Below are 25,796 nucleotides of genomic sequence, written 5' to 3'. Positions count from 1 at the left end.
AAGCGTAGGACGGACGACGTGTTGGGAAGAAACTCACGTCGCGGCTACGTCCGCTTGCGGATCAGCCATCACGACGGATGTTCGGCCGCATCGGGTGCGACGCAGCCGCATGTACCGGCAGTGACGCTATGTCTGCTTTCACATCAACGTCCGACTTTGCGCCAACAAGTACCAATGTCGTGGAAGGGTCGGGATCAGTCTGTGCCACGGCGGGCTGTTATTAGCGCGTCATCCTCGGCCCGCGCTCCCGCCCCGTCCCCTTTTTGTCAGGCGGCGGGGCTTTTGTCGTGCTGGGAATGGCGCGGAATGGCGTGGATTCGCTGCGTTCGTTGCTGGCCTTGGTGGGGATAGTTGTCTGGGTACGTGCCTGCGCCTCGGCCTGCTGCTTGACCCTAGCCAGCTCAGGCCATAGCGCCTCGGTGGAGCCCTGCTCAAACAGGCTGATCCGCCGCTCCAGCCGGTTCGTCCAAACCTCTGGATCGACAGGTCGGCGTCCGCCCTTGGGCGTGGCGATCTGGTGCACAGGGTTCCAGTGATATTCGAGCGTGCGTTCGGCCTCGCGTCGATCGGCAGACACCAGGGCATCTACCGCGTCGGTAAAGCCCATCTCTCCCCGCGACACCCTCGCCGCATAGACCCGCGCCAGGCGCTCGGTAACGGGCACCTCCGGCATTCGCACCTTGGCGGCCGGTGCCTGCCGTTGCGCCTCGGGAGCGGCGTGCTTCGGCGCTGGTACTGGCACCTGCGTCGGGGTCTGGGCTGGTTTCTCGGGCGCCTGGATGCGCTCCGGCCGCCACCGGACCATGCGCCCCACCCGCTTGGCGGCTTCTGCGGCAATCCGGATGATCGCCTGCATCCGTGTCTCCTGAGCCGTACCCGGCAGTTTCCGCGGATCGCCGGTGTGTAGCCAGGTGTCGCGGTCGGCCACGTAGTCGGACGCGTTCAGCCCATCGAAAGACGCCTTCGCGCTGCGGAGGAAAGATCGGCGGATGGCTTCACGGGTCGGCTTCTCGCCATCGCTAGCCAGGCGCTGCGCGATGGCGCCGGCATCGGCCACCACCACGGCGTCCTCACGGTGACGGGTGAGGGCCACATAGGCACGCGAGGCATCGAGCCCGCCGCCAGCGTGAACGATGGTGAAGTCTGTTGTCTGGCCCTGCGCCTTGTGGATGGTGCGGGCAAAGGCGTGCTGCAGGACTGGTGCGGATTGGTCCTGACCCTGCCGTGCCGGGGGCGCGATCTCGGACAGCCGGAGGGAGAGCGTCTTCTGCGTGCGATCGAGCCGGATGGTGAGCGTGGGGTCCGCACCGCGCGTGAAGCCCTCTAGCGTCGCCACATCGTTTGCCAGCACATCGTATCCGGTCTTCGTCAGCGTCGCCCCGAGCGCCAGGCGGTCGCCCGCGCGCAACTCCATCTCGCGCAGCTCGCCCTGGGCACCACGGCGCCCTCCGGCATGGATGGTGCGAACCGTGATGGCGTCAGCACCGAGCTCCCCACCGGCAACAAGCCGGTTGCGGATCTTGCGGTTGATGGCATGCACGTCCGCGTTGCGCGCTGCCAGCACCAGGCGGGATGCGTCCGGCTTCTGCTGGCGGTTCTTCTCCCAGGCGTCGGCTACGCGCTGGATGGTGTGTGCTGCATCCCTCCCCCATCGAACGCGGCCTTTCGCATCGTATCGGGCCAAGCCCTCCACGCTGTCGCCCGATGCGAAGGCTTGGCTCGCCTGTTTCATCCACGGCGAGGCCTGCCGCCGCACATCCTCCATGCGGGCAACGCCAAGCGCATCGGCCAGGGCGGAGAATGGTGCGCCCGGCTCCACGCTGCGGAGCTGGCGGCGGTCGCCAACCAACACGACCTGCGCGCCCTTGTCGCGGGCGTGGGAAAGGAGTGAGGCTACATCGCGCGAGGCGGCCATGCCGGCCTCGTCCACGATCAGCACAGAGCGTGGGTTTAGTTCGGCCCGCCCTGCATCAAGGTCTTTGACGAATCCCTGTAGCGCGCGAGACCCGGGGAGAGCGGCTTCCTGTCGCACCACGTCCGCCGCAGTCCAGGACGGGGCGAGACCTATGGGCTGCGCGCCGCTGCGCCGCGCTGCATCCACCACGGCCGCCAGGGCGAAGCTCTTGCCCGCGCCTGCCACGCCCTCTACCACCACCACGCCATCACCGCGGGCGGTGTGCCGGACTGCCTGCGCCTGCTCGGGGGAGAGGCTGGGCCGGGCAGCAATGGCGGCCTCGGCGTCGGCCTTGCGGATCTGACCGCCTTTGCCCCGGCGCTCCATCGCGTCCCGCAGCATCCGGCGCTCGCGGTCCAGCGACTCCTGCGTGGTGAAGACCATCTCGCCGCGCTGGTTCGGCTCCAGAGCGACGAGGCGCTTGCTGGCGACGAGGCGGTCGTACTCGGCATGGGCGCCCTCGGCGCCGCCACCGCGCGCCTGGGACGCCTCCGCGATCATGCGCCGGAGGGTGCGGTCGGTGACGACGGAGGACTGCTGCAGGGCCTCGGTGAGGGCGGCGTCGGCCGGGCGCTGCTCGGGTCGCTGGTGGCGCGCTGCCGCGTCCCGCACAGCCTGCCAGACCGTCTCCTTGGTGAGGCCAAGCCCCTCCAGCTCCCGAAGCCATCGGGCCTCCAGCTTGCCGTCCTCAGGGACGGTGCTCTTGGTGCGCCGGGTGCTCTGGGTGATCTCCTCCTTCAACAGCCGGAGGCGCTTGCCCTTGGCTTCGTCGGGGGCGGTGGTGGGGGCGCCCCGGAGCGGCCCCTGCCGGACGCCGGGCGCGGTGGCGGCGGCGCGCTCCTGTTCGCCGGCCTGCTCCAGGTTGGCCCGCACCTTATCCAGCGCGTCGAGAATGACCGTCCGGCGCTTGGACCAGGTGGCGATCAGCGCGGGCGGCACCCCGGCGATGGTGAAGGCTTGCCCGTCCTCCTGGATCGCCACGCCGCGCAGGGCCAGGCGGTTGGCCAACTCGGCGCGGAAGATGGCGCCCCCGTAGGTCTTCCAGGGGTAGAGCTTCTGCGGGTCCAGGGCTCCGGTGGAGCCATCCGTCCGGAGCCCGATATTGCCCAGGACACCGTGGACGTGCGGTTGGGGGTCGCCTGCTCGGCTGGTGAACTGCGGGAAGAGGCCGGCGGCCACGTCCTGCACCCGTTCGCGTGTCTCTCCGCCGGAACCGCGCCGGGTCTCGAACACCCCGCGGTCATGGAGGGCGCGGAGACCGGCGCGGGCGGAAGCCACCATGTCATCCGCGATGCCCTGCCGGATCTCGGGGGAGGCGGTGGCGTAGAGAACCCCGACCCCCTTCGGGGCGCTGAAGGTGAGATCCCACCCCCCGACCCGGCTGTTCCGGGCGGCGGTCTGGACCAGCGCCTCGCCGTCCAGCCCCCTGCCCTCCAGCATCTGCCGGAGCTGCCCCGGGACGATCGGCTTGCCATCCGGCGCCAAGCTGTTGGACGGGCTCCACCAAGTGGCCTGCGACGCCGAGGCATCGGCCATGAGGTATTCGTCGGCGGCCTTGGAGGGGTTGGCCTGATCGGGCTGAGCCTTCTGGGCCTCGCCCTCGTAGTAGTCGGCCGCAGCCGAGAGGTTCAGCCCACCCTTGCCACCACCGATGCGCTTGACGCTGAGCACGCGGTCCTAGAACGGCCCGGTGTCGGTCGGGCCATCCGGTGGCTCGATAGCGCCGGCCAGGGTGCCCACTGCCTGAGCGATATCCCGGAGCGAGCCCCGCACGGCTTCATGCTCCTCCCAGGCATCCTCCATGGTCGGGACGGCCTTGCCGATGGCCTCAACGTGTCGGCCGAGGGTTTCCACCAAGGCCTCCAGCCGGGCGGGGATAGGGGCTCCTCCGGCGGCGGCGGCCTCCTGAGGGGTCTGCCGGATGAAAGAGAGCACCGCCATCCGGACCAGCTCGGACGACCTCATGCCCCGCGCCTCGGCCGCCTTGGTGACCTCCTCGGCCTCCTCGTCCGTGAGGGATGCCCATATCCGGTTGGATGCCGCTGCGGCCATGGAAGACCCCCTCCAAGGAGGGTATAGTACCTACTGTGCAGATTTGAGCACCACAAGGTGCCACGCCGTGTGAACGTCTCTCCTCCTTCTGTGGCTGCTCACCAGGTGGCATTAAGGTACTCTAAGACTACCCGAAGGTGGCTAAAGGTTGCTGGGGCCTCTAAGCCCACGCTAAGGTGCTGCTATGGCTACGAAGGTGCAGCGGATGCCATGAGCGAAGTCGAGTGGCTGCTTGAGGCGGCGCAGGAGTTTGGGCCGGCGTCTGACCCGCGGAAGGCTGGCGAACTGCGCCTGTACCTGCGGGATAACCTTGATGCCGTGATGAAGGTCAAGGACGACCGCAAGCTCAGTTGGGGGCAGGTCGCTACCATCCTGACGAAGAGGGGCCTGACCAAGAAGAATGGCGATCCCCTGGATGCCAACATCGTGGCGGTGACAGCCTCTGCCGTTCGCCTGGAGCGGAACCCGCGCGGCCGGAAGCGTCGTGCTGCGACGCCGGCCAGGGCAGGGAAGCAGGCGGCCACCCCCGCTTCACACCTGCCACCGGCTGGACTGGACCCCGTGGTGCCCCCGCCTGCGACGGTCCAGGCCGAGACACACACACCTCCCCCTTCGGGCTCTTCGGCAGGGGACGACGACCGGGATGAAGCTGAGCGCGCGGCTAAACTGCGGGCCGTCATGGCTCGCGCGGTTCGCAAGCCCTTCCCTGCCGGGGCCGGCTTTGAGGTGCCCACGGATCCCAACTGGCGCAAAGGCGAATGACCATGGCCGAGACCACCTCCCCTGCCGTCCACATCTTCGGCTCCGACAAAGGAGGCGTCGGCAAGACATTGGCCGCCCAGGTGGCCATTACCCAGCTGGTGACGGTCACAGGCCGTCTGCCCGTCATTGTCGAGGTCGAAGCCGAGGCGCGGCTGGGCGCGATTTACGGAGCCAAGGCAGTCCGGTCTTTCATCCTGGGCGCCAACACCATGGAGGAGCTCGAACGCAACCCCAGGCTGATCTACGCCATGTGGAACGACCTGGGAGAGCTGCTGCTGGAGAATGAGGGTCGGGACGTGGTGCTCGACCTCGGAGCCAACCTGACAAAGTCGCTCATGGTGTGGCTCGATGAGTTCGGCGCCGACGGTCCACTCGGCGCGGGCGAGCGGGTTCGCTTCTATGCGTTGACGACCGGGGAGACGGCATCCCTGACCAGCGCCAGCAATGCGCTGGGCTATGCCGCTTACTCACTACCGGCTTCGGCTCGCACGTTGCTGATCAATGAACGGGATGAGGCGCTGTTCCCCCTGGCGCCGGACGCCCCGGCGGTTCGCAGCCTGCTTAAGACGCATGGGGCGAACGCGGCCCGCTTCCCGCGATGCATGTCGCCCGCCCTGGCGCAGGTGGTGGACCAGCGTATGAGGCTCGACGACGCGCTGGCACAGCCGGTCGATTTCTGGGTCGGCAAGGGCATGAAGCGCATGGACGCTATTCTGGCCGTGCGGCGTCTAGCCTCCTGGGGCGAAGCGGCGATGTCGGTCTTCGGTTCGCTGCCCGCCACCGCCCCGGCATAGGTCTGTGGCGGAGGAGGCCCGTAAGAGGGAGGGCGTGCTGCCCTCTCTTCGTCGCGCCAGTGCGGCGGCTGAGGCGGAATGGGTCGATCTCAGCGCCTCCCTGGCTTCCGACCTCCTTGCCATCCAGGAGGCGGGAAAGCGCGCGGCCGCCTATGCGGCTCTCTCGGCAAAACTCGGGGCTACGGGTGACGGGCTTCTGCCGGCGGACGATGCCCGGGTTCGTGCATCCTTCGAGGCAGCCCCGCCGGCACCGCAGCAGAGGAACGAGGACCACGAACGGGAGTTAGCGGCCTGGCGAGTTCGGGACACGGCAGCCCGCGCCGAGATAGCCCGTCTGGAACGCGCGAGGCGGTTGGCAGCCTGGGGGCTGGTACCGGCTGGAGCTGTGCTCCCGGCGGCGGTGGCGGCCGTCGCCTATGGATGGGACCCGTTGAGCTTGGCGTCGGCTCTGCCTGAACTCCCCACGCTGCCGATGTCGGCGGTGATGCTGGCGGCCTTGGCCGCTGGCGGTCTCTGCGCCGTTCTGGCGTCGCGTGCGAGGCAGGTGCCGCAAGCGTGGAATGCCGCGGCAGCGGCTGTTGTTGCAGGGGTGGTGTTTCTGCTCGCCGCACGCAGCCTGCCCCTCTACATCGCCGCAAATGGTGTGATCACCCGGAGTGGGCAGTCCCTCGAGAGGGTCGTTGTAAGGGTCTATCCCAACGCTGCCGGAGCAGGGCTTGAGGTTTTGCGTGGCAACGACATGATCCGGCGCGGTGAGGTCCTGGATTTTAGGGGAGCCTACCCAGTGCGGTTCTTGCGGGAGGGCCGATAGGGCTACGGGGCGGTGCCAGTATGGAAGGGCTGCGCCTCAGTCGTGCGACCCCATTCCCGTCAGAACACGTCAGGTCCGGGTTAGCGACAATGGTGCAGCTGGAGTCATCAGCAAGACCCTTGTCCAAACGGATCTGATTGCACGGCACCGTCGAGAGCGCACACTGCGAATCGGTTGCTCGCCAACCGCCCACTTCGATCGGAGGTGATCATGGCCAAACGTCCTGGCAACAAGGCTCCGCCCGGCAAAACGCGTCCAAGCGCCACTTCAGCCGGCCGCCGCGCAACAACGTCCACCACGCGCAGCAAGCCTGCGGCTCCGGGCCGGAAAGCTGCCGCGGCCCCCACAGCAGTGCGGAGCGCCCGAAGCGCTACCACTCCCACTCGGGGCAAGGCGAGCACGGGTGCTCCGTCGCGCACCGGCAAGCCAGCTGCGTCAAAGGCACCGACGGCTCGCAAGGCGGCCGTGAAGGCGCCGGCGCGCGAGGCACGCCCGGCGAAGGCCGAGCGGAAGCCAGCTTCCGCTGCGGGCGCCAAGAAGGCGGCTTCCGCCGCCAACCGGCGCAGCGCGGCGCCGCGTGCGGCAGCAGCCAGCAAGGCCACCGGCAAGGTCGCAGCGCGTGGCGCCCGTGCGGCCGCCACTTCCACAAAGCAGGCCAGGAAGCCGGCCGCGGCGCCGGCACGGCGGGCTGCCCCGGCGGCCAGCGGCACCAGGGCGAAGGCAGAGAAGGCTAGCTCCCGACCTGCTGTGGCCAAGGCCAGGACGTCATCCCGCGCCGCCGCGAGCGCCAAGGGCACAACCAAAACCGCTGCCCGCAGCCCTCGTGCGGCAGCGACGACGGCGCGGCAGCCCGCAAAACCCGTAACCGCATCTGGCAAGCGCGCGGCCTCGGCTGCGAGTTCGGCCCGGGCGACAAAGCCGTCTGTACCGAAAAGCGTCGCGGCGAAGTCCAAGGTCCAGGCTCGAGCCTCAACACCTGCTAAGGGCAAGGCGACACTTGCCAGCACCCGCACGTCGCGGCCCTCTGCCGCCCCGGCAAAGTCCCCGGCTCGGCGCACTCCACAGGCTACGCCCGCGGCCCGGACGAAGTCGTCCAATGCCGACACATCGAGCCCGGCGCCGTCCAAACGGGTTGCCCCTTCCCGGACGGCTGCGCCTGCCGCGGCCCGTGGCACACGGCGTGCACGATCAGCACCCGACGAGAGGGAGGTGAACGGCGGCGACGGCGCGGGGAAGTCCTCCAACACCGCCGCGTCACGGCCTGAAGGAGATGAGCAGCAGGCCGGTACCGCGATGTCCCTTCCCGCTGCCATGGCCGCAGCCGGTGCCGCCATGGCCGCTTCTGCTATGGCGTCCGGCCTCAACGCTGCGGCCGAGCTCTCGCAGAACCTGACCGGTGACGGCTCGAACTCCGACGCCGACGAGTCCCGCAAGGACGAGCTACCCACACGCGAAGCGGATGTGGCACCCTCGCCCGAGAGCTCGAACGACCTCGCCTAACCCCTGGCTGAGCGCAGAGGCGGCCCTGGTTCACTCAGGCGCCGCCTCCATGACTGCGTTGCCGGGTTTCAGCGGGCACGGGCCGCGAGTCAACGCTCTCAACCACATAGTCCGGCTCTGTGACCGACGGCGCGGCAGGGCCGAACCGCATCTGGACACATGGTTCAACGCGTCAGACCTGAAGCGCTCCGGTTCAGGCAAAGCACATCGTCGCGGTGGCGCGCTCGGCCGGGTTCAGGCTGTAAAGATGGGAGGATATCGAGGAAAACCGGACGCCCTCCAGGGTCTTCCCTGAGGCGAGTTTCCTGCAACCATGGTAGCGGCCGGAGTACGGCGGCCGAATAGGTGCTACGAAAGCGGTGCGCGTCATGCTGGGGTGTCAAGCAGCCTGGATGCGGAAAGGGCCAATCCTCACCTCTGTACGGCGCCCCACTTCAGGAGAATTCCAGTAGCGCCCTTGCGCGTACCCTCACCGCAGAAATGCCATTGCCGTCCGCTGGACGTACCCATTGGCAATGCTTCACTCGAGATGGCCGGTGCCGTAGCGGGAGAAGGCTGTGCGAAGCGCGCGCTGCAGGCGCGCCTCACCCCGGCGTCGCCTTCGCGCAGGTTGCCGCTGTTCACCTGCATGAGCGCCAGCCCCGTGGAACGGCCCTGGCGCTCGATCAAGGGCATGGCGAGGGCCATGGCCGTTTCCCGCGTCCCGGGTGGATCGGACCGCCGCCCGGTCCTTTCAGGTCGAGGGCGAACGGCTGAGCGTCGCTTCCCGCGCGCATGACATTGGCCAGCGTCTCAAAGGTGACGGACAGGGCGCAGCGGCCGGCAAGCTGCGCAATGACAGTCATTCCCGAGACGACGTAGCCACAAGCCGACCGCCTGGCTCCTCAGGTGTCGGGCGTGTCCTGCTTCGTGTCATGACCTCCGGCGGCTTGCGGTAGACCGGCCAGCGCCGCGCTACTCGAGGTTGCGCCAGCAGCGACGGAGCGAAGCTTGCTGAGCTTCGGGCAGTCCTGCTCGTGTAAGGTGACGGGACCACGGTAGCCAAGGTCGTCGCGCACAAACCGCACCAGGCGCGTGAGATCGCGGTAGGCGCGCACGCCCGCGCCCCGGAATAGCCCGATGGCGACATAGCCCCGCCGCCAACTCGGCAGCAGGTAGGGGACGTGCTCCACCCCGGCGGCCTCGTCACGACGAGCCACAATGACGACGCTCTCGATCCGCCCACCAGCCGTCAAGCCGGCGCGGATATCTGCCTCTTGCAGAAGCCCTTGCAAGTACCTGTCTCCCTGACGAGGGCGGACCCTGACGCTAGATCGCTTCCAAAGCCGGGATGAGAGAGGAGCGAATTGCCGGCCTGCCCAGCCTCCAGTGGTTATCCGAAGCCCGTTGGGGAAAGCCGGTTAATATTGGAATGTCAGGGTATAGCAACTGTCAGTTCCGGAGCCGCGTGGCGTCGCTCCCGATCCGCTGTCCTATTGATCGAGATCATACGCTATGCTGTCGGCATGACGAACAAGGCCAACGCCGCGCCGAAGGCACGCCTTCCCTGGGATCTTCATCCTGCGCTGACGGAGGAACGCATCACCGCCTGCGCCCGCCTGCTCGCGCGCGGGCGCACCGACGCGCTTGCCATGGCGGACAGCTGGGCCGGCGACGACGCTTGGTCGATCGGTTGCCGCGCCTACTCCTTTAGCCGCAACCGGCTCCGCCGCGCCGCTGAGGCGGGCCGCTACCCCTGGCTCGGCGTGCTGGACGAGACGCACCACTTTGTTTTTCTGATCGAGGGCGTGCCGGTACGGTTCTTCCGTGGTGATGCCGACGAGCCAAGTAAGCGCACGCTCCGCCAGCAGGAGAGCGAGGCGCAGCAGTTGGCGCTGGCACTTGGCAGCGGGGACGAGGCGGAGGGGCTGATGTTCCGCCTGGCTGTGGAAACGGGTGAGGACGGCGAGGTGACGCGCGTGGTCTTTCTCGCGCTCCGGGGTGAGGAAGGCCGGGTGGATTGCTTCTGGCCAGTGCCGGGCGTTACCGACGCGCCCGCGGCCGAGCCTCAGCCACGTGGGGCACGGGAACGGCGGAACGACGGTCCCTCCATGCAGCTCCCCTTCCCCGCCGCTGTATCGGCGGCACGCCAGCGTCGCCCGTCAGGGCAGAAGCGAGCAGAAGACCGCGCGGACCTGGCCTGACTGGAACTGCTGTAGCGCCTGCCCGCACCTGAACAGCGGCTGTCCCTTCCCCTGCCCGTCCTCATTGGAAGTCGCGGCTCGGCGGCAGTTTGGGCCTTCGGCTCCCCATCTCCGGCCGCCTGACCTCCTCGGCCCGACCGAGGGCGCGCTCCGCCCACTCGCCTCCCCTCTCGGCCTGGTTGAGCCCGTCGAGCAGATCAGACCGGTCGATCAGGCGTTAGTGGGCAGGAAGCCATCCAGCACATTGGCCTGGACACGGTGCTCCCGACTTGCTGGAGGATAAGCTGTGAAGGAAGCGACCTCCGGGCCCCTCCTCTTCGGGCCGCCGGCCGAGGGAAAGCCCACCACCGTCATTGTTCCCACGCTTATGGCCGACGACACGATCATCCCGGTGGCAGGGAAGACGGCCGAGAAGCGCGCGGTCCCCCTCGCAGAGCCCGTCTTACTCGACATGCCCGCGCGGCTGTCGACCGAACGCATTGATCAGGACTGGGCGCCTGGCGTGCTGCGGGCGGGGGCGCTCAGCTAATCTCAGGTAGCCGACGTTACTCTGGAATGGCTGACCGGCGAGCAGAACAATCCCAATGGCCGCTTGGCGATGGCGAGATGGCCTGTCGCATCCGCGCGCATAACTGGGGCGCGACCCCTCTCGGCCCTGTCGAGGGCTGGCCAGGAAGCCTGCGCACCGCCGTGGACATGGTGCTCGCCATGCCTGGGCCCGCCAACATCCTGTGGGGACCGGCCCAGATCCAGCTCTACAACGACGCCTACAGCCCCATTGCGAAGGATCGGCACCCCACCCTGCTTGGCCGCCCGGCAGCGGAGAACTGGCCGGAGGTCCATGCGGAGGTGCTTGCCCCCATAATGGAGGCCGCCTTCGCCAGCCGGGCAACACGGATCCCTGACCTTAACGTCATCTTGCGCGGACCGGACGGACAACCTGAGGAGCGCGCGTTCGACACCACCTGGTCACCGATCCGGGACGCCTCGGGTGCCGTCGAGGGGGTGCTGGAGCTCCTGGCCGAGGTCACCGATCGCCGTCGGGCCCAGGCGGCGCTGCGCGAGAGCGAAGCGCGGCTGCGTGATGTGCTCAATTCCGTGGCCGAGGGCTTCACGCTGCTCGGCTCCGATTTCACCATCCGCGACGTCAACAAGGAGGCGCTCAGGCTCAACCGCCGGTCGCGCGAAGAACTCGTGGGGCAGTCGCATTGGGCCGCCTTCCCGGGCTCCGAGAGGGCGCCGATCGGCGCGCTTCTCAGCCGCGTGATGCACGAGCGCATGCCCGGCTCTCTCGAACACTGCTACGTCTGGCCGGACGGCCGCACCTCCTGGCTTGACGCGCGGGTCTATCCAACCCCGGACGGAGGCGTCGCGATCTTCTGGCGCGACGTGACCGACAGCAAGCGGACCGAAGAGGCCCTACGCGAGAGCGAAGCGCGCCTGCGTGCCACCGTGGACGCGGTGCCGCAGATCGCCTGGACTGCCCACGCCGATGGGCAGTACGACTACTACAATCGGCGCTGGTACGAGTACACCGGCCTGTCGCGTGAGCAGCCCGCAGCCCAGGGTTGGACCACCATCATCCATCCCGACGACCTGACGCCCGCGCAAGAGCGCTGGGGTCACAGTCTGCGAACCGGCAAGGATTATGAGATCGAGTACCGCCTTCGCGGCATGGACGGCGCCTATCGCTGGTTCATCGCCCGCGGGGTGCCCGTGCACGACGCCCCTGATGAGGAACACCCGCGGGGCCAGATCGCCCGCTGGTTCGGCACCTGCACCGATGTCGAGGACATGGTGCGGGCGCGCGAGGTGCTGGCCCGCGGTCGGGAGGAGCTGGAAGCGCTCGTCGCCACGCGCACGAGGGAGCTGATGGCCGCCGAGGAGACGCTGCGGCAGGCGCAGAAGATGGAGGCGGTCGGCCAGCTCACCGGCGGCATCGCGCACGACTTCAACAATATGCTCCAGGGCGTTGGGGGTGGGCTCGACATGGCGCGCCGACGGCTCGAGGCTGGCCGGCTCGACGAAGTAACGCGCTACCTGGACGCGGCGCGCGAGGCGACGAGCCGGGCGGCGGGGCTGACACGGCGCCTGCTGGCCTTCGCGCGCCGCCAGCGCCTCGAGACCAAGCCGGTGGACGCGGATGGCCTGGTCGCCGGGATGGCGGACATGATCCGCCGAACAGTGGGACCAGGAATTGCGGTGGATCTGCGCCTGCGTAATAGCGCTGGAAATGTTCTATGCGACGCCAGCGAGCTGGAGAACGCACTATTGAACCTCTGCATCAATGCGCGCGACGCCATGCCCGAAGGCGGGCGCCTGGCGATCGGCACGGAGGACGTGCAACTTTCAGCAGAGGACCTGCGGCGCGGCGACGACCCTGCACCCGGCGACTACGTGGCGGTGGTGGTCGAGGACACCGGCGCCGGCATACCGCCCGAGATCCTGGACCGCATCCTGGAGCCGTTCTTCACGACCAAGCCACAGGGCCAGGGAACAGGGCTCGGGCTTAGTCAGGTCTACGGCTTCGTGCGGCAGTCGGGCGGGCTGATGCGGATCGGGAGCACCGTCGGGCAGGGCACGACGGTTCGCCTGCTCCTGCCGCTGCACAGGCACCTGGAAACGGTCGAGGATCCGGCCGCAACCCCGGTGCCGGAGAGGGCCGGTGTGGCAAGGACGGTGCTGCTGATCGATGACGAGGATGCGGTGCGGCGTCCGGTGGCCGACCGGCTGCGCGAACTGGGCTACACGGTGCTGGAGGCGCGGGACGGGCCGGAGGCACTCGGAGTACTGGCCTCCTCCACGCAGCCGGACCTGCTGGTCACTGACGTGGGGTTGCCGAACGGGATGAACGGCCGACAAGTGGCCGAGGCGGCGCGCGAGCAATTTCCAGGTCTGCCGGTGCTGTTCATCACCGGCTACGCCGGGACGGCGCTCCCGCCCGGCATTGAGGTCATCGGTAAGCCGTTCGAGCTCGACGCCCTGGCGCGCCGCGTGCAAACCATCCTGGATGGTGGGACAGCGAAGACCAGACAGTAGTCCCGAAATTTTGCCCGCGTGACCAGCATGGCCGTTTCACGCAGCTTCGCGGTCACCGGGTTCAGCCTGGTTCAGCAGGGGAAAGGTGGCATGAGGTCGGGGCGCCCTGATCCCGGGATGTTGCCCGCGCCGTCACGAGCAGCCAGTGACGGGATCGGCCGCGCAGAGCAACGCCCGCCGCAGCGCCACGGCATCGGGTGTCAGGCATTGCGCTGGCGCGTCAGAGCGTCGCTCGACGCCGCCGGCGGTGATGGCCAATTGCACCAGGGCGTCCATGCTGAACTCGAGGCAACCGCGCCGTGCCGCGCCGTCGCGCCACACGGGAGCGGCGAGCACACGGAACGTGTTGCGCTCGGCGGGCGTCAGGGCGCGACGGGCCGTTTCGGAAAGATCCGCCGCGGACACCCGGGCGCCGTCGCCGTGAACGCCCGGAGGTGGCTTGGCCTCGGACAGTCGACCAGTCTCCAGATCGACGGTGAGGCGGTAGGGGCCGCTCACGACGCCGCCCAGGAGGTAGGAGACGGTGCTGGGGAGAGGTCGATCATCGATGGTTGCGGCGGCGAGGCTGCCGGTGAGCAGGAGGAGAAAGGCCAGGGTTCGCATGGCGGCGGGGTAGGAGGCATCTCCAACACTGTACCAGGGTCGCGCATCGCACCCGTCGTCGTCACGGCTTTGCACGGCGGGGCTGGGGATCATACCTGCTGGGGCACCGCAGAGACGACAACGGCCCCTCGCCAGCGCCTTATCTCAGCGCGCTCCAGAACATATCACTGGCGACCGTGAGCATGAGCACGGACACCACGAAGATCATCACCGCCAAGGCGCTCAACACCTTCATGTCAAAACGTTGTTCTCGGCTCCACCCGCTCATCTGCCACTCTCCGAGGCGACTTCTTCTCCTTAACGCGCCAAAGGCTGCCTGATGGGGTCGGTGAAGCCGGACGAGTAAAAATCGGGCTGGCTTCCGTCTCGATGAGCGGTTCCGACCCGAAGGGGAGCCAAGGCAAAGGACTGGGGCGCGAAGGCGGTGCTGGGTCTGGAGAAAGATCCGCCGAGCTGCAAAATAGGGGGGCACCAATCGCGTCTCGCCCTTCGCAGGAGAGCCGTCGCCCTCTCGCCGGTCGTGTCCACCCCCCTCTACGCCCTGCTGGAGGAGCAGATAGGCCCCTCCAGTTTAGACGCGCGCTACTTCACAAGAGCAGCCGCAATCTCCGCGCCCGCGTGGTTCGTCAGGTCCTTGGCGAGCGTGTGCACGACACTGGCCTCGACCGTCTTGTGCATGACCTTGCGAAGCTCCCCGAGAGTCTGAGGGTCCGCAACAATGACGAGGTCCTCGTACCCGTTAGCCGCCTTCATGGTCTGCAGAGTTTGGGCGAGCTTCTTGCCGAAGGTAGCCTCATCGGTGTCGCCCGGAGAGGCCTCCGTTCCCTGAGAGCCGGAGGGACCGTCATTGCTGAAGTCGGAGAGGGTCAGCCGCCGCTCCTCGTGCAGAGTAACGTCGCCACCGTGGCCGGTATTACGGAACAGGATCGCTTTGCCGCCGTCGGCGACGAGGACGAGAGCCTTGTTGGGGATGCTATGGGCCATGGTAGTGTCTCCTTAGTGAGGACGGGCCAAGCCGGCCGTCGGAATGCAACGCCGAGTTGGCTCGAAAGACCGAGACTTGGGCGCATGACCACCCACGGAACGCTTGGTCGGTCCAGCAAGTCTGCCACCAGACCCGCTGTCTCTCGCAGGGTCAGCGCACTGCACCACCAGATCCCATTGCGATGCCGGGTCCGCGAACTCGCCTACGGACTGCGCCATGGCTTCCCGGCCGCGGCGCACCGGCTCGGGCTCGTCCTCTGTTATGGTGCGGCTCCCCTCCGGCGCGGCACTTGCTGTAAGGAAAGACCACCCTGAGGATCAACCTCAGGGCGGCCTTTGTCTCAGCGACCGGTCGTACCCAGCGAGCGGCTGACTGCCGTGCCACGAGGGTTGGCGCGGGTGCCGTCAGACTGGCCAGGGTAAGCGCCTGAGGTGTTAGTGCCGGCTGCGCGATCAACCGCGCGGGAGGCAGCCGTACCAGACGGGTTGCCAGGCGTACCGTCCGGACGGCCGGCAGTGTTCAACGGGTCGCCAGCGCGATCCAGAGCGCGGGAAGTGGCGGTGCCGGGCGGGTTACCAGGAGTGTCATCCGGGCGACCGGCGGTGTTCAGGGGGTCCGGCTGTGCACAAGCGGCGAGGGCACCGAGGGCAAGCACCCCCGCGCCGGCGCGAAGAAAGGAAAATAACATCAGCGTTTCTCCGTCAGGGTTCAGGCAGGGCCATGCGGGTTTGCTCCACAATGCGAAATGATATGTCCAACTGATTGCAAAAGGTAGGGAATGAAAGCGTATAAGTTGTACCCTCGTTAAAATTCCTTGCTGAGCATTTTTTGTTGCAGTGTAGCCCGGTGCCTAGCGGCCTTGACCGACGGGCTCGGGTTTTGCGTCAGTCGTTTTGTCCATCCTCGCCCTCGCCGTCCTGCTCCTCCACCGGAGCTCTGGCCTGGACTTTTGCCGCTAGCTCCAGCAGTTGGCGCACCTCTTCCACCGTAGCGCCTTCGGCCTCTACGCTGCCAAACTTCACCTTGACCTTCCGGCCCGCCCTACCCTGCAGCCACGTTGCCGCCGCTGCGGTAAGGCCTGTGATGGCGGCTGGACCAAGGGCCAAGGTGATTTGGCCGAGGTTGATGGCAGGCGCTGCGTCGGCATCCCGCATGTAGAAGCGGGGATGAGCACCGAGGCCGAGGAGAGGGTGCGTTAGTTCCCCCAGCTCGCGCTGGGTGGCGGGACTGGAAATGTCCGGCTCTCCCACAGCAAGGTTGAAAGCCACCTCCGCTCCGCCGTCGTCTCTGGTCATAGCTGTACCCCTGACCGCGTCGCTGCGGCCTCGCGTTGCGCTAGGCCGCCTTGCCGCGGCTGCCTCCATCGCCGGGAGATCCAGGACAGCACCGATCCCGCGGACGTGGTGATGCCTTGCTCGTTCAGTGTCCGGTAGATGGCCATTTTCAACCAGAACGTCTGCATTCGGTCCACCCTTTGTGTCTGCGTCGCCCTTAACTCCGCCTTCGCTTACAAAGCCGCGGTACGCGCTGACTGCAGCCCACAAATTAGATATGGCTGCTTCCGCGCAGCCTCCTGCACATCATCGGAGGGGGAACATGACCTCGGTTTTCTCAGCCAACGACCTGCCTTGGAAGAACCTGCGTGACCTGCCCGGCGCGCGCGGCTTCGAGTACAAGGCCCTTTCGGACGCGACTTATATCGGTGCCTTCAACAGCGAGCTCGTGCGCCTTGAGCCTGGGGATCACTCCGTTCCCCATGTTGAGCCGTGGAACCATCTTCTCTACTTCATCAGCGGCACCGGCGACATCACCATTGGCTCAGAAACGTCCCCGGTCACCCCAGGTACCGTAGCCCTGGTGAAGGCTGGCCAGCACCATTCCCTCCGCAACCTCGGCGCGGACGACATGATCGTCCTCACGGTCTACGATCCACCGCGGACCAGGAAGGACGAGGCCTCCGACCCCGCCTGACACAGGCCCGAAAGACCTCACTCTGTCTGGAAAGCTCTTGCGCACGACGAAAAATAGCAGCGGCTCAGATCCACCCGCTTGTTGAGAACAAAGAACTCCTCGGCCGCCTTGCTGATCATTCCGACTTAAGTGCGGTTAGACCTTACGCATCCGACAACTTTCAGTCCTCACTGGGCTGACGCAGAGAGGGGCACCTTATTTCCCCTCGCTTCCATCGAAGTGAAGCGCCTATAGACTGCACCATGCTCAAAATTATCGACACTCCGCCCAAGCCATCCAGGCTCGCGAGCGGAATTGCCTTAGATCGCATGGGGGAGTTGTGGGGTGTCCGTCGCTTGCCGATGGAGGGCGACCAAAGCTATCGCTTTCGTCTACTCGAGCAGATGAAAACTGGTAGCACTTACCCGCCCGTTGATGCTTGCCGCACGGATTAGCATCGAGGAGAGATCCTCCCTCCACCGCGTGCGTACTGCGGCAAAGCCCTCCGCCCCGATTTAGACCCCTTCTGCAGGGCGGGAAGATGCGGCGGGTGGAAGTCCGCGCAGCCCCTGGCCACCGCACTGGTTGAGGCAGTGGCGAGGGGCCGACGCACCCACCTCTGGATCTGCCGAGCGCGGTGCCGGGATCCCGTGCGTTCGCGACGGAACACACCGTGGCGGAGATCGCCCGACCCCGCGAATGGTCCAGCAGTGGCAAGCGCTTGAGCGCGGCCATCCGGTCTGAGTGCCACGCCGCGAATTCTATCGCGACACTCCGGCAGCAGCTCGCCGTCAGCCTCATCGCTGGTTTGCCCCGATGTCCCTGCTGTCCGCAAATTCAGCCCCAAGCCGAAGACCGGAGACGACACAGTACGACTAGGATCCTGACGTGCATCCGAAGTGTGAAATCGGAAGATGTTGGTCAACGCGTCACGGCATCGCCGATCGCTGGTCATGAGCGGCGATGCCGTCCTGGTCAGAGGCGACCGCTCCGATCCTTGCAAACCTCTTCACCAAGAAGCTCGCACCGGAGCAGATATCTACTGGGGCGGGGGCGGCCCGTCTCCGACAAGCATCTGGTCAAGCAGTCCTCCAGCCTTACCCGACCGGCCGCCGCCACGCTCTTACCTGTTCTACCAAAGCGGTCACATGCTCGGGCGGTGTGGTCTTCTCGATGCCGTGGCCGAGGTTGAAGACGAACGGTCCCTGGCTCGTGGCCTGAAGTATGCGATCGATCTCGTTCACCATCGGCTTGCCTCCGGTGACGAGCATCAGAGGGTCCAGGTTGCCCTGGATGCAGCGTCCCAGGCGGTGCTGAATAGCCTCTACAGCCCAACTCAGAGGCACGGTGCTGTCGAGGCCGACGCAGTTAACCTGCGTGGCCTCAGCATAGCCGTGGTAGAGGAGTCCCGCCACGCGTGGGAAGGCAATAATCGGCACGTCCGGGTGCGTCGCGCGCAGTGCTTTCACGATGCGAACGACAGGCTCGACGCACCAGCGTTGAAAGAAGGGTTCCGGCAAGATGCCGGCCCAGCTCTCGAACAGCTGGATCGCTTCAGCACCGGCCGCGATCTGGCGCTCCAGGAACTGGATGGCGGCCGTGGTGATCAGGTCGATCAAGGGTTGGAAGCCATCCGGATCGCTTAGGGCCCAGCGTCGAACGGCCGCATGATCCTTGGACTTGCCGGCCCGGCCTTCGACCATGTAGGTCGCGACCGTCCAAGGTGCTCCCGCGTAGCCGATCAAAGCAACATCCGGCGGCAGAATGGCTGCAAGGCGTCGGACGGTCTCATAGATCGGAGCGAGGCGGTCGTGCAGGCATGAAAGGCTGAGGTGGCGTTGCACATCCTCTGGCGAGCGGATCGGGGGGGAGAGAACAGGCCCTTCTCCATCGTAGTACGCCAGAGTCTGTCCAAGAGCGGCCGCAAGCTGCGGCAGATCGGCGAAGAGGATAGCGGCATCGAGGCCAAATCGCCGGATAGGCTGGAGAGTGACTTCGACGGCGTGCTCCGGCGAGTTGCACAGCGCCAGCATGCCGCCCGCCATCGCGCGCGTATGACGATACTCCGGCAGGTAGCGCCCTGCCTGTCGCATCAGCCAGACCGGACGACGCTCTGTCTTTTCGCCCAGCAGGGCGCGTATAAGCAGTTTTTGCGGCAAGCGGTCCACCATAGTACTTAATCTTTAGAAGAGGCGCGCAAGCTGTCGACGCGATTGTCGCTCGTCACGTCGCCCCAGTGTTGAACCTGCAAGCAGAAACGGATGCTGCCTCGAGGTAAGCACGGCTGATTGCGTCGCACAGCGGCCGACCTCAGGCACCCTCGAGTGCGCGCCGGATCTGCTGTTCTTCCAGGTCGAGTTCGTCAGCCAGGGCGCGGTGAGCCTCGGCATCCATCGTTTCCGCTCTTTCGGCTAGCTTCTCGCGCGCAGCAGCAATGGCGACGAGCCGCAGACGCTGCTGTGCCTCAAGCTGCATGCTCTTGGTCTCGGGATCTTGTCCCTCGATGCTCGCCCGGTCGGCACGCACCTCGTACTCTTGCACCAGCTCGGCCGCTGCCTCGGTGTGCTCGGTGGCTTCGGGGCTGTCCAGGTGTTCCCGGATGGCATCCAGTGCAGCCGTCGTGATCTCGGCGCGTGCCTGGGCCGTCTCGGGCTCGGGGAGGGCTGTCACCTCCTCGGTGACGCCGAGCCGCCGCACAACCCAGCCCAGGGTCGTTCCCTGGACCACCAGGGTGACGAAGATCGCGCAGAAGGCCAGGAACAGGATGATGTCGCGGCCCGGGAATGGCTCGGGTAGCGCGAGGGCCGCGGCCAGGCTGACCACGCCACGCATCCCGGTCCAGGAGACGACGGCTGCATGGCGCCACGGCGTTGGATCCTGTTCCCGCAATTCCGGGGACAAGGCGCGCGGCAGCCAGGCGGAGCCGAAGACCCAGATGAAGCGGCTCACGATGAGGGTGACCGACATGGCGGCCGCCAGAAGAGCGATTGACCAGAGGTCATCATCGGCAAGACGCGCAACGATGCCACGCAGCTGCAGCCCGATGAGGATGAAGACGAGGCTGGTGAGGGTGAACTCCAGGAAGTTCCAGACCGCCACCAACTCGATCCGGGTGCGCGCGGTGAACTCGGCGTGCTGCTGCCGCCCGAGGACGAGGCCGCAGGTGACGGCCGCGAGGACGCCGGAGGCGTGGATCGCCTCGGCGGCGAGGTAGGCGGCGAAGCCGGCGAGGATGGTGATCGAGAGGTCGAGCAGGGTGTCCTCGAGGTGGGTGAAGATCCACATCGCGGCGCGGCCGATGAGCCAGCCCGCGAGCGCACCCCCGATCGCCACACCGAAGAACTGTAGCGCGCCCTCGCCGTAGCTGACCGTCGTCACGCCGACCGCCGCGACCGCGAACTTGTATAGCACAAGCGAGGAGGCATCGTTGATCAGGCTCTCGCCCTCCAGCACCGTGACGATCCGCTTGGGTAGTTTGAAGCGGCTCAGAACGGAGGCGGCGGCAACGGCATCGGGGGGCGCCACGATGGCGCCGAGAGTGATCGCGGCCCACCAGGGAAGGGAGGGGATGAACAGCTTGGCGGCGATCGCCACCAGCCCAGCCGTGAAGAACACGGCGCCAATCGCCAGCAGCAGGATCGGGCGAAGATGGTTGCGGAAGGCAGGCCAGTCCGTCCGGTAGGCACTGACCTGCAGGAGCGGTGGCAGGAACAGGGCCAGCACGAGCTCGGGATCGAGCACAAGGGGTGGCAAGCCCGGGACGAAAGCCAGCCCCATGCCACCGAGCACAAGCGTGACGGCAAGAGGAAGGTTCAGGCGGCTCGCGAGGACCGCAAGGGCGACGCAGGCGGCGAGGAGAACCAGCAGGAGTTCGAAGACGTGCATGGGATCGGCATCCGGTAGGGTGTGATGGGCCCAGGCTGCTCGGGCTCAACTCATCGCGGCGGGAGGGCGGTCGGGCTGATCAGAACACGTCAAGCAAGTGCGCGCGCCGCCGACCCCTCGGAGGCAGCACCCGGTCCCACTTTGCCGCAGCGGCTGATTGCTGGGGCGGGCTGGCTAACGGGGCGACACCAACCTCAGGATACCCCGCTCCCTTGAACGCGGCCGCCTTCCTAATCTGGCATCCCGCCAGCGCCTAGGGGTGAGGCCTCGTACTCTGCCAGCAGGTGCGCCGGATCGCGGTAGATCGCAATGCATCCGGCATCGCGCAGGGCCTCCTCCGGGAAGCCGCCGCAGAGCATGCCGATCATGCGGATGCCCGCCTTGCCGGCGGCCTCGGCGTCGTAAGGCGTGTCGCCGACGACGATGGTCTCATCAGGGCTGACGCCGGACAGCTGCGCCAGGGCAGCCTCGAAGATGTCGGGGAAGGGCTTCGAGCGCTCGGCGTCGCTGGAGGAGGTCTCGGCGTCCAGTCGGGCGTCCTCGATGCCGATGATGCGCTTGAGCGCGGCTAGTTCCTCCTCGTTGGCGGAGGAGGCCAGGGCGGCGCGCAGGCCAGCCTTGTCCACGCGCTTCAGCAACTCGGCCGCCTCAGGGAAGGCGCGGACCCGAGGAAGGTAGCCCTCACGGAAGATGTCGCCACGACGCTTCTCGAGAGCCTTCCCTTTCTCCTCCAACTCCTCGGGCGGGAGGAAAACTGGCATGAGCTGGTCGCCACCCTTACCGATCTGGTTCCGCATCCTGTCGAAGGAGATGTTGTGGCCGATCTCCTTGAAGGCATCCACCCAGGCCTGTGCGTGCAGATCCACCGAGTCCACGAGCGTTCCGTCGACATCGAAGAGTACAGCTTTGATCATTATCTCGAAGTCTCCCGCCGTCGCCACTCAGTCCAGCCGGCAAGGTAACGCGACCGTGGTCGCAAGGACGGCAGCGGAGGGCGAGCTCTTATCAACTCGTATCACTCCTGCCAGCACCGGATTGGATGCAGTCGCGGATACTTCCTGACGGCAGGTAGCACGCCTTCGACCCGCGATGCGGATTGGCTCCGTTCTATCCGCAACCGCCTTCTATGGCTCTCCGTCCTTCTCGACGGCAACAAACGTGAACACGCCCTCTGTCACCTTCTCCGGCGCCTTGCCGCGCCCGCGACCTCGAGCCCAGGTCTCCACTTTGACCGTGATGGAGGTCTCGCCGGTTGTCTGAAGACAGCAGTAGCAGCTCACCTCGTCGCCGACCGCGATCGGGCGCAGAAAGCGCATGGCCTCGATGGCAACGGTGACAACGCGACTGCCGGCGTGCTCGGCGGCGAAGGTGCCGCCGGCCAGGTCCATCTGCGACAGGGTCCAGCCGCCGAAGATATCACCGCTCGCATTGGCGTCCCGCGGCATGGCTACGGTGCGCAGATGAGGGCCGCCCTCAACCTCCGGCAGCCTGTCCGCTGTTTCCGCGGTATCCATTACCCCTTCTCCGCCTTCAACTCCGTCGCGTTGCACTCGCGAAAGCTGGCCATGGCCACCTCCAGCAGCTCGTCGCCCACTTCAGCCCGCACCACGATCCGGCCGCGCCGCACGCCTTCCGGCTGCTCGCCGGCCGCCGCATCGGCAGCGTCCGCACCGGAAACCTCCGTGCCTGACGAGTTCTCTTCCCCCTCGGCCATGGCTTGGACGCTGTTCCGATCGAGGCCATGATCCTGCACCAGCCGCTCCACGGTCATCTCCGCCTCCCGGCGCGTGTTGAAAAACCCGGTGATCACCTGAGACATGGTCGGTTCCTTCATTCTCCGACGTATCAGCGCCGGATGGGCAGCATCGGATGCCTTTATCCAGGGCGATTCATCCTTCGTGATTCCGCGCTGCTCCCCACAAGGCGGTGGCCGGAGCCGCGCTAAACGCAGCGGTGCAGCGGGGGAGACGGATCTATCGGAACGGTAGCGCCTCAGAAGCCGTCCTTTACCTGCAACCTCCCGGCCTTTATGCCGATACGACCCCGAACCCGCCGCACACCAACTCGGCCTGCCCAAGCTCACCACGGGCGCTCAGCGTGCCCAGAACCAACGACAAGCAGCATTTCTGCGTTGGCGGAGAAAACGTCGTCCGGTGTTTTGGCTGCCAGGCACCCTGCCCCGCTGGGCACCGCGGGGCCCATAAGCCCCGCGGCGTGTCGGCTTACCTCATGCCTTTGCCTTCTTGGCTCCCGAGGCGCGCTTGGGCGCGGCAGCTTCCTCCTTCGGCATCTCCTCAGCCTCCTCTTCCTCGTTCCCTTTGCCTTCAGGTGCGCTGAAGCTCTCGGCAATCTGCGTCAGAAGAGCATCCGTCTTCTTCTCCTCTTCCAAGGTCTGCTCCAGCAGCTGCTCGGCCTCGGTCAGACCGATCTTGCGGGCCCAGGTCTTAAGCAGGCCGTAGCGGGCGATCTCGTAGTGCTCGATCGCCTGGGCACAGCCGATCAGCACATCGTCCGCGGCTTCGGTGTCGCCGAAATCTTCGAGATCTTCCTCCATCTCCGCCGTCAGACCCTGCATCGCCTCGCAGGTCTTGCTGCGCGCGGGCTTGCCGAGGATCTCGAACACCTGAACAAGGCGCTCGACCTGGCCTGCGCTCTCCTCGGCGTGGGTGGTGAAGGCCTCCTTCAGCTCCGGCGCCTTCGCCGCCTTGGCGGACTTCTTCAGTGCCCGCACCGACTGCTTCTCCGCGTAGTAGACGTCCTTGAGCGTCTCGTAGAAGGCATCACGCAAAGTCTTTTCGGCCATGTGACGGATCTCTTCACTTCCGGCTTCCAGAACTGGCCACCGGGCGCAAGATGAACGCGACCATCGGCACGTAGCTGCCTCAGATCCTGCTCCCGATGTGCCTCAATTCGATCAGCTCAGCGGACCGCAGAGTGTTGCCCTGCTTATGCCATCGGAGGGATCTAAAGGGGAGACGTTCGACCGGTGGGATGGCATGACCAACGATCTGGCACTTGCCTGGGATGTCAGGGTAGCCACGCTGTCGGCGAGGCTACCGCAGCGGATGAGGATGGGCATCGAGTGGCTCCGGTTGACGTCGCGCCGATGGCTAAGGACCCCTTGCGCCGTCCTTCTCATCATCGGCGGGGTGTTCTCCATCCTTCCCATCCTCGGCCTGTGGATGCTTCCCCTCGGACTTGCCCTGCTGGCTGAGGACGTCCCTGGGATCAAATCGCAGTTGGAGAGGGCAGCTTGCTAGTGTGTGCGGACTTGGCACCGGGTCAGGAGCACCAATCCGGGTTGAAACCGGCTGTCGTGATGTGGGCTCCCAACTGTTTGCTATCGGCCCGGAACGGAAGCCTCCTTCAGCCGCCCCGTCGGCCCGTGACGGCGTGATAGATCCAAAGCACGACGACGGCGCCGATGATTGCAACGATCATGCTGTACAGATTGAAGCCGGTCACACCAGCACTGCCGAAGGTGTTGAAGAGGAAGCCACCCACGAAGGCTCCGATGATGCCCAGGACGATGTCCATGACAACGCCCTGTCCAGAGCCAGCGTAGATTTTGCTCGCGACGAAGCCGGCAATCAATCCGAGCACAAGCCAGGCAATGATCGACATGGATGTCTCCTGAAAGGATGACAGAGGGTTAGATCCAGTACCCGTTTGTACCGGAGGTAGACGGGGGCTGCCGGAGCAGCCCCCGCCACCTGGAGGACTTTAGCGCTTGTCGGGGTTGGCGCCGCTGATGTTGGTGCCGAGCGTGCTGTCCACGGCGCGGCTGGCGGCGGTGCCAGGCGGGTTGCTGCTCGTCGTGCCGGTGACGCCAACGCTGCCCGCTGTACCGGTCGTACCCGTGGTGTCGTCCACCTCGACCTCGGTGCGGCGAACGGTATCGTGCACCGTCTCGGTCCGGTCGCTCGCGTCCTTGCGGATCACCAGCTCCTCCTTCACCCGCGCCTCCTTGCCGACAACGGCCTCCTCCGCGTGCTCGGTCGCGTCGATGACGCGCTCGCGGAAGGCCTCGTCGGCATCGGTCAGCGGACGGTCCACCGAACGCCGCTGCACGTCGACGTGCTCCTCACGCAGCGTCACCTGCTCGGTGACCGGCGTCTCCACGATGTAGGAGCGCACCCGCACCCGACCGCGCTCGACATCGCGCTTGCCGATCCGGACCTGCTCCTCGACGATCGGGATCACCTCCTCGCCACCGGTGCGGGCCGCAGTCGCCGACGCGGCAGGCATGGAGGAATGAGAGGTCACCGGCGCGGCCACCGAAGCCGCACCCGTTGCAACTGCACCGGTCGCGGCCATGCCCAACTCCGGGTTGGACGGAGAGGTTCCGACCGCGCCGGTCGTGCCGACCTGCTGGCCGGTCCAGCCCGACTGCCGCCACTCCTCTTCTTGGGCGTCGAGGTCGATCGCGCCGTTATGCTCCAGGATGTCCATAGCCTGGTCGAGCTTGCTCTCGTCCACCTGAGCGGAGACGACGTAGTTGCCGCGGCGAATGCCCTCAGCGTAGGCCGAACGGTCCTCGTCGGGAACAAAGAGGTCCTTCAGCGAGGCCCAGAAGCCTGTGTCCTCTGATGTCGATCCGGAGGTCGCCGTGCTGGTCGAACTCGTCTCACCGGCGAGCACCTGAACCTGGCCGCTCGCGAGGCCCAGCTGGCTGGAGAGCTGGCTGACGGCCGCATCCGCATGGGCGCGGTTGTCGAACATGGCGGTGATGGTACGCATTATGGTTGGCTTCCTTTCCTGTTGTCAGTCCACTCGACCGTTCCCGCAGGCGAGGTCGCCTGCTCCGGGGCCAGTCGCTCAACCGTGGCTCGTTGCACCCGCCGCTCGACGGGCCGCTCCACGCTCTCCTCGCTGTCGACGAGGCGCAGCCGGATCTCTTCCCTGAGCACCAAGCGCCTCACGACCACCAGCTCCTCCTCGACCACGGGGACGATGGTCACATCGCCCTCCTGGCGGGTTGCCGGCACCTCGCTCACCTCACGACCGACAGGCACGCGCGTGATCTCCGTACGCTGACTGCGTAGGGTCTCGCGCAGGGTCTCCTCAACCGTCTCGGTGGTCAGCGAGACACGAACCCGGCCGGTCTCGGCGGTTCGCTTGCTGAGGTGGAGCACCTCCTCGACCAGTGGGATAACCTCCTCGGTCCTTCCACTGGTGGGCAGGCTGCCCGACGTCGGCACCGGCTCGACGTCGGGCATCCCCGTGTCCCGATCAGACGACACGGGCACCGCGGACGGTCAGCACGTCGCGGGTGCCG

25 protein-coding genes are annotated in these 25,796 nt (G+C 66.6%); 9 read left to right on the top strand and 16 right to left on the bottom strand.

All coding sequences use genetic code 11. The features are described 5' to 3' along the window. Nucleotides 1-220: 220 nt before the first annotated feature. The gene (mobF, locus tag D9599_RS19440) at nucleotides 221-3,625 is read right to left on the bottom strand and encodes a MobF family relaxase (protein WP_198382950.1); all 3,405 of its coding nucleotides are present in this window, start codon (nucleotides 3,623-3,625) and stop codon (nucleotides 221-223) included. A gap of 6 nt (nucleotides 3,626-3,631) precedes the next feature. Then, complete coding sequence (locus D9599_RS19435; RefSeq protein WP_198382949.1) at nucleotides 3,632-4,006, bottom strand: hypothetical protein; 375 nt, start codon at nucleotides 4,004-4,006, stop codon at nucleotides 3,632-3,634. A gap of 210 nt (nucleotides 4,007-4,216) precedes the next feature. Here D9599_RS19435 and D9599_RS19430 point away from each other — a divergent pair, with 210 nt between their 5' ends. The 4 genes from D9599_RS19430 to D9599_RS19415 all read left to right on the top strand — a co-directional run bounded on the left by D9599_RS19430 (nucleotide 4,217) and on the right by D9599_RS19415 (nucleotide 7,873). Next, nucleotides 4,217-4,768 carry a hypothetical protein gene (locus D9599_RS19430; protein WP_198382948.1) on the top strand — a complete coding sequence of 184 codons (552 nt, stop codon included), beginning with the start codon at nucleotides 4,217-4,219 and terminating at the stop codon, nucleotides 4,766-4,768. Between the two features lie 2 nt (nucleotides 4,769-4,770). Beyond that, nucleotides 4,771-5,562 (top strand): hypothetical protein, encoded by a 792-nt coding sequence (locus tag D9599_RS19425; RefSeq protein WP_198382947.1) that lies wholly within the window; start codon nucleotides 4,771-4,773, stop codon nucleotides 5,560-5,562. Between the two features lie 4 nt (nucleotides 5,563-5,566). Beyond that, nucleotides 5,567-6,373 (top strand): hypothetical protein, encoded by an 807-nt coding sequence (locus D9599_RS19420; protein WP_198382946.1) that lies wholly within the window; start codon nucleotides 5,567-5,569, stop codon nucleotides 6,371-6,373. A gap of 1,209 nt (nucleotides 6,374-7,582) precedes the next feature. Then, nucleotides 7,583-7,873 carry a hypothetical protein gene (locus D9599_RS19415; protein ID WP_198382945.1) on the top strand — a complete coding sequence of 97 codons (291 nt, stop codon included), beginning with the start codon at nucleotides 7,583-7,585 and terminating at the stop codon, nucleotides 7,871-7,873. 411 nt (nucleotides 7,874-8,284) lie between these two features. Here the strand turns inward: D9599_RS19415 and D9599_RS19410 are convergent, their stop codons facing one another. Then, entirely contained in the window at nucleotides 8,285-8,560 is a 276-nt protein-coding gene (locus D9599_RS19410; protein WP_198382944.1) for a hypothetical protein, read from the bottom strand. 197 nt (nucleotides 8,561-8,757) lie between these two features. Next, nucleotides 8,758-9,147, bottom strand: a complete 390-nt coding sequence (locus tag D9599_RS19405) for a hypothetical protein (protein ID WP_198382943.1) — start codon at nucleotides 9,145-9,147, stop codon at nucleotides 8,758-8,760. A 231-nt stretch (nucleotides 9,148-9,378) separates the two neighbouring features. Between D9599_RS19405 and D9599_RS19400 the strand changes: the two genes are divergently transcribed. From D9599_RS19400 to D9599_RS19390, 3 genes are all read left to right on the top strand, one after another. After that, nucleotides 9,379-10,056, top strand: coding sequence for a hypothetical protein (locus tag D9599_RS19400; RefSeq protein ID WP_198382942.1), 678 nt, complete (start codon nucleotides 9,379-9,381; stop codon nucleotides 10,054-10,056). A 286-nt stretch (nucleotides 10,057-10,342) separates the two neighbouring features. Continuing rightward, a complete protein-coding gene (locus D9599_RS19395; RefSeq protein WP_198382941.1) occupies nucleotides 10,343-10,585 on the top strand; it encodes a hypothetical protein in 243 nt (80 codons plus the stop codon). A gap of 77 nt (nucleotides 10,586-10,662) precedes the next feature. After that, the gene (locus D9599_RS19390; RefSeq protein WP_198382940.1) at nucleotides 10,663-13,095 is read left to right on the top strand and encodes a PAS domain-containing sensor histidine kinase; all 2,433 of its coding nucleotides are present in this window, start codon (nucleotides 10,663-10,665) and stop codon (nucleotides 13,093-13,095) included. 132 nt (nucleotides 13,096-13,227) lie between these two features. On the opposite strand, the gene D9599_RS19385 is transcribed toward D9599_RS19390, so the two are convergent. The 3 genes from D9599_RS19385 to D9599_RS19375 form a co-directional block, all read right to left on the bottom strand. Beyond that, nucleotides 13,228-13,791, bottom strand: a complete 564-nt coding sequence (locus D9599_RS19385) for a hypothetical protein (RefSeq protein WP_198382939.1) — start codon at nucleotides 13,789-13,791, stop codon at nucleotides 13,228-13,230. A 489-nt stretch (nucleotides 13,792-14,280) separates the two neighbouring features. After that, on the bottom strand, nucleotides 14,281-14,682 hold the full coding sequence (locus tag D9599_RS19380) for a host attachment family protein (protein ID WP_198382938.1): 402 nt from the start codon (nucleotides 14,680-14,682) through the stop codon (nucleotides 14,281-14,283). Between the two features lie 885 nt (nucleotides 14,683-15,567). Then, nucleotides 15,568-15,978 (bottom strand): hypothetical protein, encoded by a 411-nt coding sequence (locus tag D9599_RS19375; RefSeq protein ID WP_198382937.1) that lies wholly within the window; start codon nucleotides 15,976-15,978, stop codon nucleotides 15,568-15,570. A 301-nt stretch (nucleotides 15,979-16,279) separates the two neighbouring features. Here D9599_RS19375 and D9599_RS19370 point away from each other — a divergent pair, with 301 nt between their 5' ends. Next, entirely contained in the window at nucleotides 16,280-16,654 is a 375-nt protein-coding gene (locus D9599_RS19370; protein ID WP_198382936.1) for a cupin domain-containing protein, read from the top strand. 1,076 nt (nucleotides 16,655-17,730) lie between these two features. On the opposite strand, the gene hemE is transcribed toward D9599_RS19370, so the two are convergent. The 6 genes from hemE to D9599_RS19340 form a co-directional block, all read right to left on the bottom strand. Next, nucleotides 17,731-18,804: a uroporphyrinogen decarboxylase gene (hemE, locus tag D9599_RS19365; RefSeq protein WP_198382935.1), complete on the bottom strand. Its 1,074-nt coding sequence runs from the start codon at nucleotides 18,802-18,804 to the stop codon at nucleotides 17,731-17,733. A gap of 139 nt (nucleotides 18,805-18,943) precedes the next feature. Beyond that, complete coding sequence (locus D9599_RS19360; RefSeq protein WP_198382934.1) at nucleotides 18,944-20,518, bottom strand: Na+/H+ antiporter; 1,575 nt, start codon at nucleotides 20,516-20,518, stop codon at nucleotides 18,944-18,946. 230 nt (nucleotides 20,519-20,748) lie between these two features. Then, nucleotides 20,749-21,432 carry an HAD family hydrolase gene (locus D9599_RS19355; RefSeq protein ID WP_198382933.1) on the bottom strand — a complete coding sequence of 228 codons (684 nt, stop codon included), beginning with the start codon at nucleotides 21,430-21,432 and terminating at the stop codon, nucleotides 20,749-20,751. A 210-nt stretch (nucleotides 21,433-21,642) separates the two neighbouring features. Further along, nucleotides 21,643-22,032, bottom strand: coding sequence for an acyl-CoA thioesterase (locus D9599_RS19350; protein WP_198382932.1), 390 nt, complete (start codon nucleotides 22,030-22,032; stop codon nucleotides 21,643-21,645). After that, nucleotides 22,032-22,337 (bottom strand): hypothetical protein, encoded by a 306-nt coding sequence (locus D9599_RS19345; protein WP_198382931.1) that lies wholly within the window; start codon nucleotides 22,335-22,337, stop codon nucleotides 22,032-22,034. Before D9599_RS19345 ends, D9599_RS19350 begins: the two co-directional genes overlap by 1 nt. 408 nt (nucleotides 22,338-22,745) lie before the next feature. Next, the gene (locus D9599_RS19340; protein ID WP_198382930.1) at nucleotides 22,746-23,321 is read right to left on the bottom strand and encodes a ferritin-like domain-containing protein; all 576 of its coding nucleotides are present in this window, start codon (nucleotides 23,319-23,321) and stop codon (nucleotides 22,746-22,748) included. 193 nt (nucleotides 23,322-23,514) lie between these two features. Between D9599_RS19340 and D9599_RS19335 the strand changes: the two genes are divergently transcribed. Further along, a complete protein-coding gene (locus tag D9599_RS19335) occupies nucleotides 23,515-23,778 on the top strand; it encodes a hypothetical protein (RefSeq protein ID WP_198382929.1) in 264 nt (87 codons plus the stop codon). Between the two features lie 106 nt (nucleotides 23,779-23,884). Here D9599_RS19335 and D9599_RS19330 read toward each other — a convergent pair whose 3' ends face one another. The 3 genes from D9599_RS19330 to D9599_RS19320 all read right to left on the bottom strand — a co-directional run bounded on the left by D9599_RS19330 (nucleotide 23,885) and on the right by D9599_RS19320 (nucleotide 25,737). Beyond that, nucleotides 23,885-24,142, bottom strand: coding sequence for a GlsB/YeaQ/YmgE family stress response membrane protein (locus D9599_RS19330; protein WP_198382928.1), 258 nt, complete (start codon nucleotides 24,140-24,142; stop codon nucleotides 23,885-23,887). A 99-nt stretch (nucleotides 24,143-24,241) separates the two neighbouring features. Next, on the bottom strand, nucleotides 24,242-25,258 hold the full coding sequence (locus tag D9599_RS19325; RefSeq protein WP_232480695.1) for a YsnF/AvaK domain-containing protein: 1,017 nt from the start codon (nucleotides 25,256-25,258) through the stop codon (nucleotides 24,242-24,244). Further along, a complete protein-coding gene (locus tag D9599_RS19320) occupies nucleotides 25,258-25,737 on the bottom strand; it encodes a DUF2382 domain-containing protein (protein ID WP_198382927.1) in 480 nt (159 codons plus the stop codon). Before D9599_RS19320 ends, D9599_RS19325 begins: the two co-directional genes overlap by 1 nt. Between the last annotated feature and the right edge of the window lie 59 nt (nucleotides 25,738-25,796).

This window comes from Roseomonas sp. KE2513, from assembly GCF_016107305.1.
GTDB lineage: Bacteria > Pseudomonadota > Alphaproteobacteria > Acetobacterales > Acetobacteraceae > Roseomonas.
This window is presented reverse-complemented; position numbering and strand designations above follow the sequence as displayed.

Bases quoted from the DNA above. Each gene is read 5' to 3' on its own strand.
- D9599_RS19435 (WP_198382949.1), bottom strand. From the start codon at position 4,006: ATGGCCGCAGCGGCATCCAACCGGATATGGGCATCCCTCACGGACGAG.
- D9599_RS19430 (WP_198382948.1), top strand. From the start codon at position 4,217: ATGAGCGAAGTCGAGTGGCTGCTTGAGGCGGCGCAGGAGTTTGGGCCG.
- D9599_RS19425 (WP_198382947.1), top strand. From the start codon at position 4,771: ATGGCCGAGACCACCTCCCCTGCCGTCCACATCTTCGGCTCCGACAAA.
- D9599_RS19410 (WP_198382944.1), bottom strand. From the start codon at position 8,560: ATGGCCCTCGCCATGCCCTTGATCGAGCGCCAGGGCCGTTCCACGGGG.
- D9599_RS19400 (WP_198382942.1), top strand. From the start codon at position 9,379: ATGACGAACAAGGCCAACGCCGCGCCGAAGGCACGCCTTCCCTGGGAT.
- D9599_RS19390 (WP_198382940.1), top strand. From the start codon at position 10,663: ATGGCCTGTCGCATCCGCGCGCATAACTGGGGCGCGACCCCTCTCGGC.
- D9599_RS19385 (WP_198382939.1), bottom strand. From the start codon at position 13,791: ATGATCCCCAGCCCCGCCGTGCAAAGCCGTGACGACGACGGGTGCGAT.
- D9599_RS19380 (WP_198382938.1), bottom strand. From the start codon at position 14,682: ATGGCCCATAGCATCCCCAACAAGGCTCTCGTCCTCGTCGCCGACGGC.
- D9599_RS19375 (WP_198382937.1), bottom strand. From the start codon at position 15,978: ATGACCAGAGACGACGGCGGAGCGGAGGTGGCTTTCAACCTTGCTGTG.
- D9599_RS19370 (WP_198382936.1), top strand. From the start codon at position 16,280: ATGACCTCGGTTTTCTCAGCCAACGACCTGCCTTGGAAGAACCTGCGT.
- hemE (WP_198382935.1), bottom strand. From the start codon at position 18,804: ATGGTGGACCGCTTGCCGCAAAAACTGCTTATACGCGCCCTGCTGGGC.
- D9599_RS19360 (WP_198382934.1), bottom strand. From the start codon at position 20,518: ATGCACGTCTTCGAACTCCTGCTGGTTCTCCTCGCCGCCTGCGTCGCC.
- D9599_RS19355 (WP_198382933.1), bottom strand. From the start codon at position 21,432: ATGATCAAAGCTGTACTCTTCGATGTCGACGGAACGCTCGTGGACTCG.
- D9599_RS19350 (WP_198382932.1), bottom strand. From the start codon at position 22,032: ATGGATACCGCGGAAACAGCGGACAGGCTGCCGGAGGTTGAGGGCGGC.
- D9599_RS19345 (WP_198382931.1), bottom strand. From the start codon at position 22,337: ATGTCTCAGGTGATCACCGGGTTTTTCAACACGCGCCGGGAGGCGGAG.
- D9599_RS19340 (WP_198382930.1), bottom strand. From the start codon at position 23,321: ATGGCCGAAAAGACTTTGCGTGATGCCTTCTACGAGACGCTCAAGGAC.
- D9599_RS19335 (WP_198382929.1), top strand. From the start codon at position 23,515: ATGACCAACGATCTGGCACTTGCCTGGGATGTCAGGGTAGCCACGCTG.
- D9599_RS19330 (WP_198382928.1), bottom strand. From the start codon at position 24,142: ATGTCGATCATTGCCTGGCTTGTGCTCGGATTGATTGCCGGCTTCGTC.
- D9599_RS19325 (WP_232480695.1), bottom strand. From the start codon at position 25,258: ATGCGTACCATCACCGCCATGTTCGACAACCGCGCCCATGCGGATGCG.
- D9599_RS19320 (WP_198382927.1), bottom strand. From the start codon at position 25,737: ATGCCCGACGTCGAGCCGGTGCCGACGTCGGGCAGCCTGCCCACCAGT.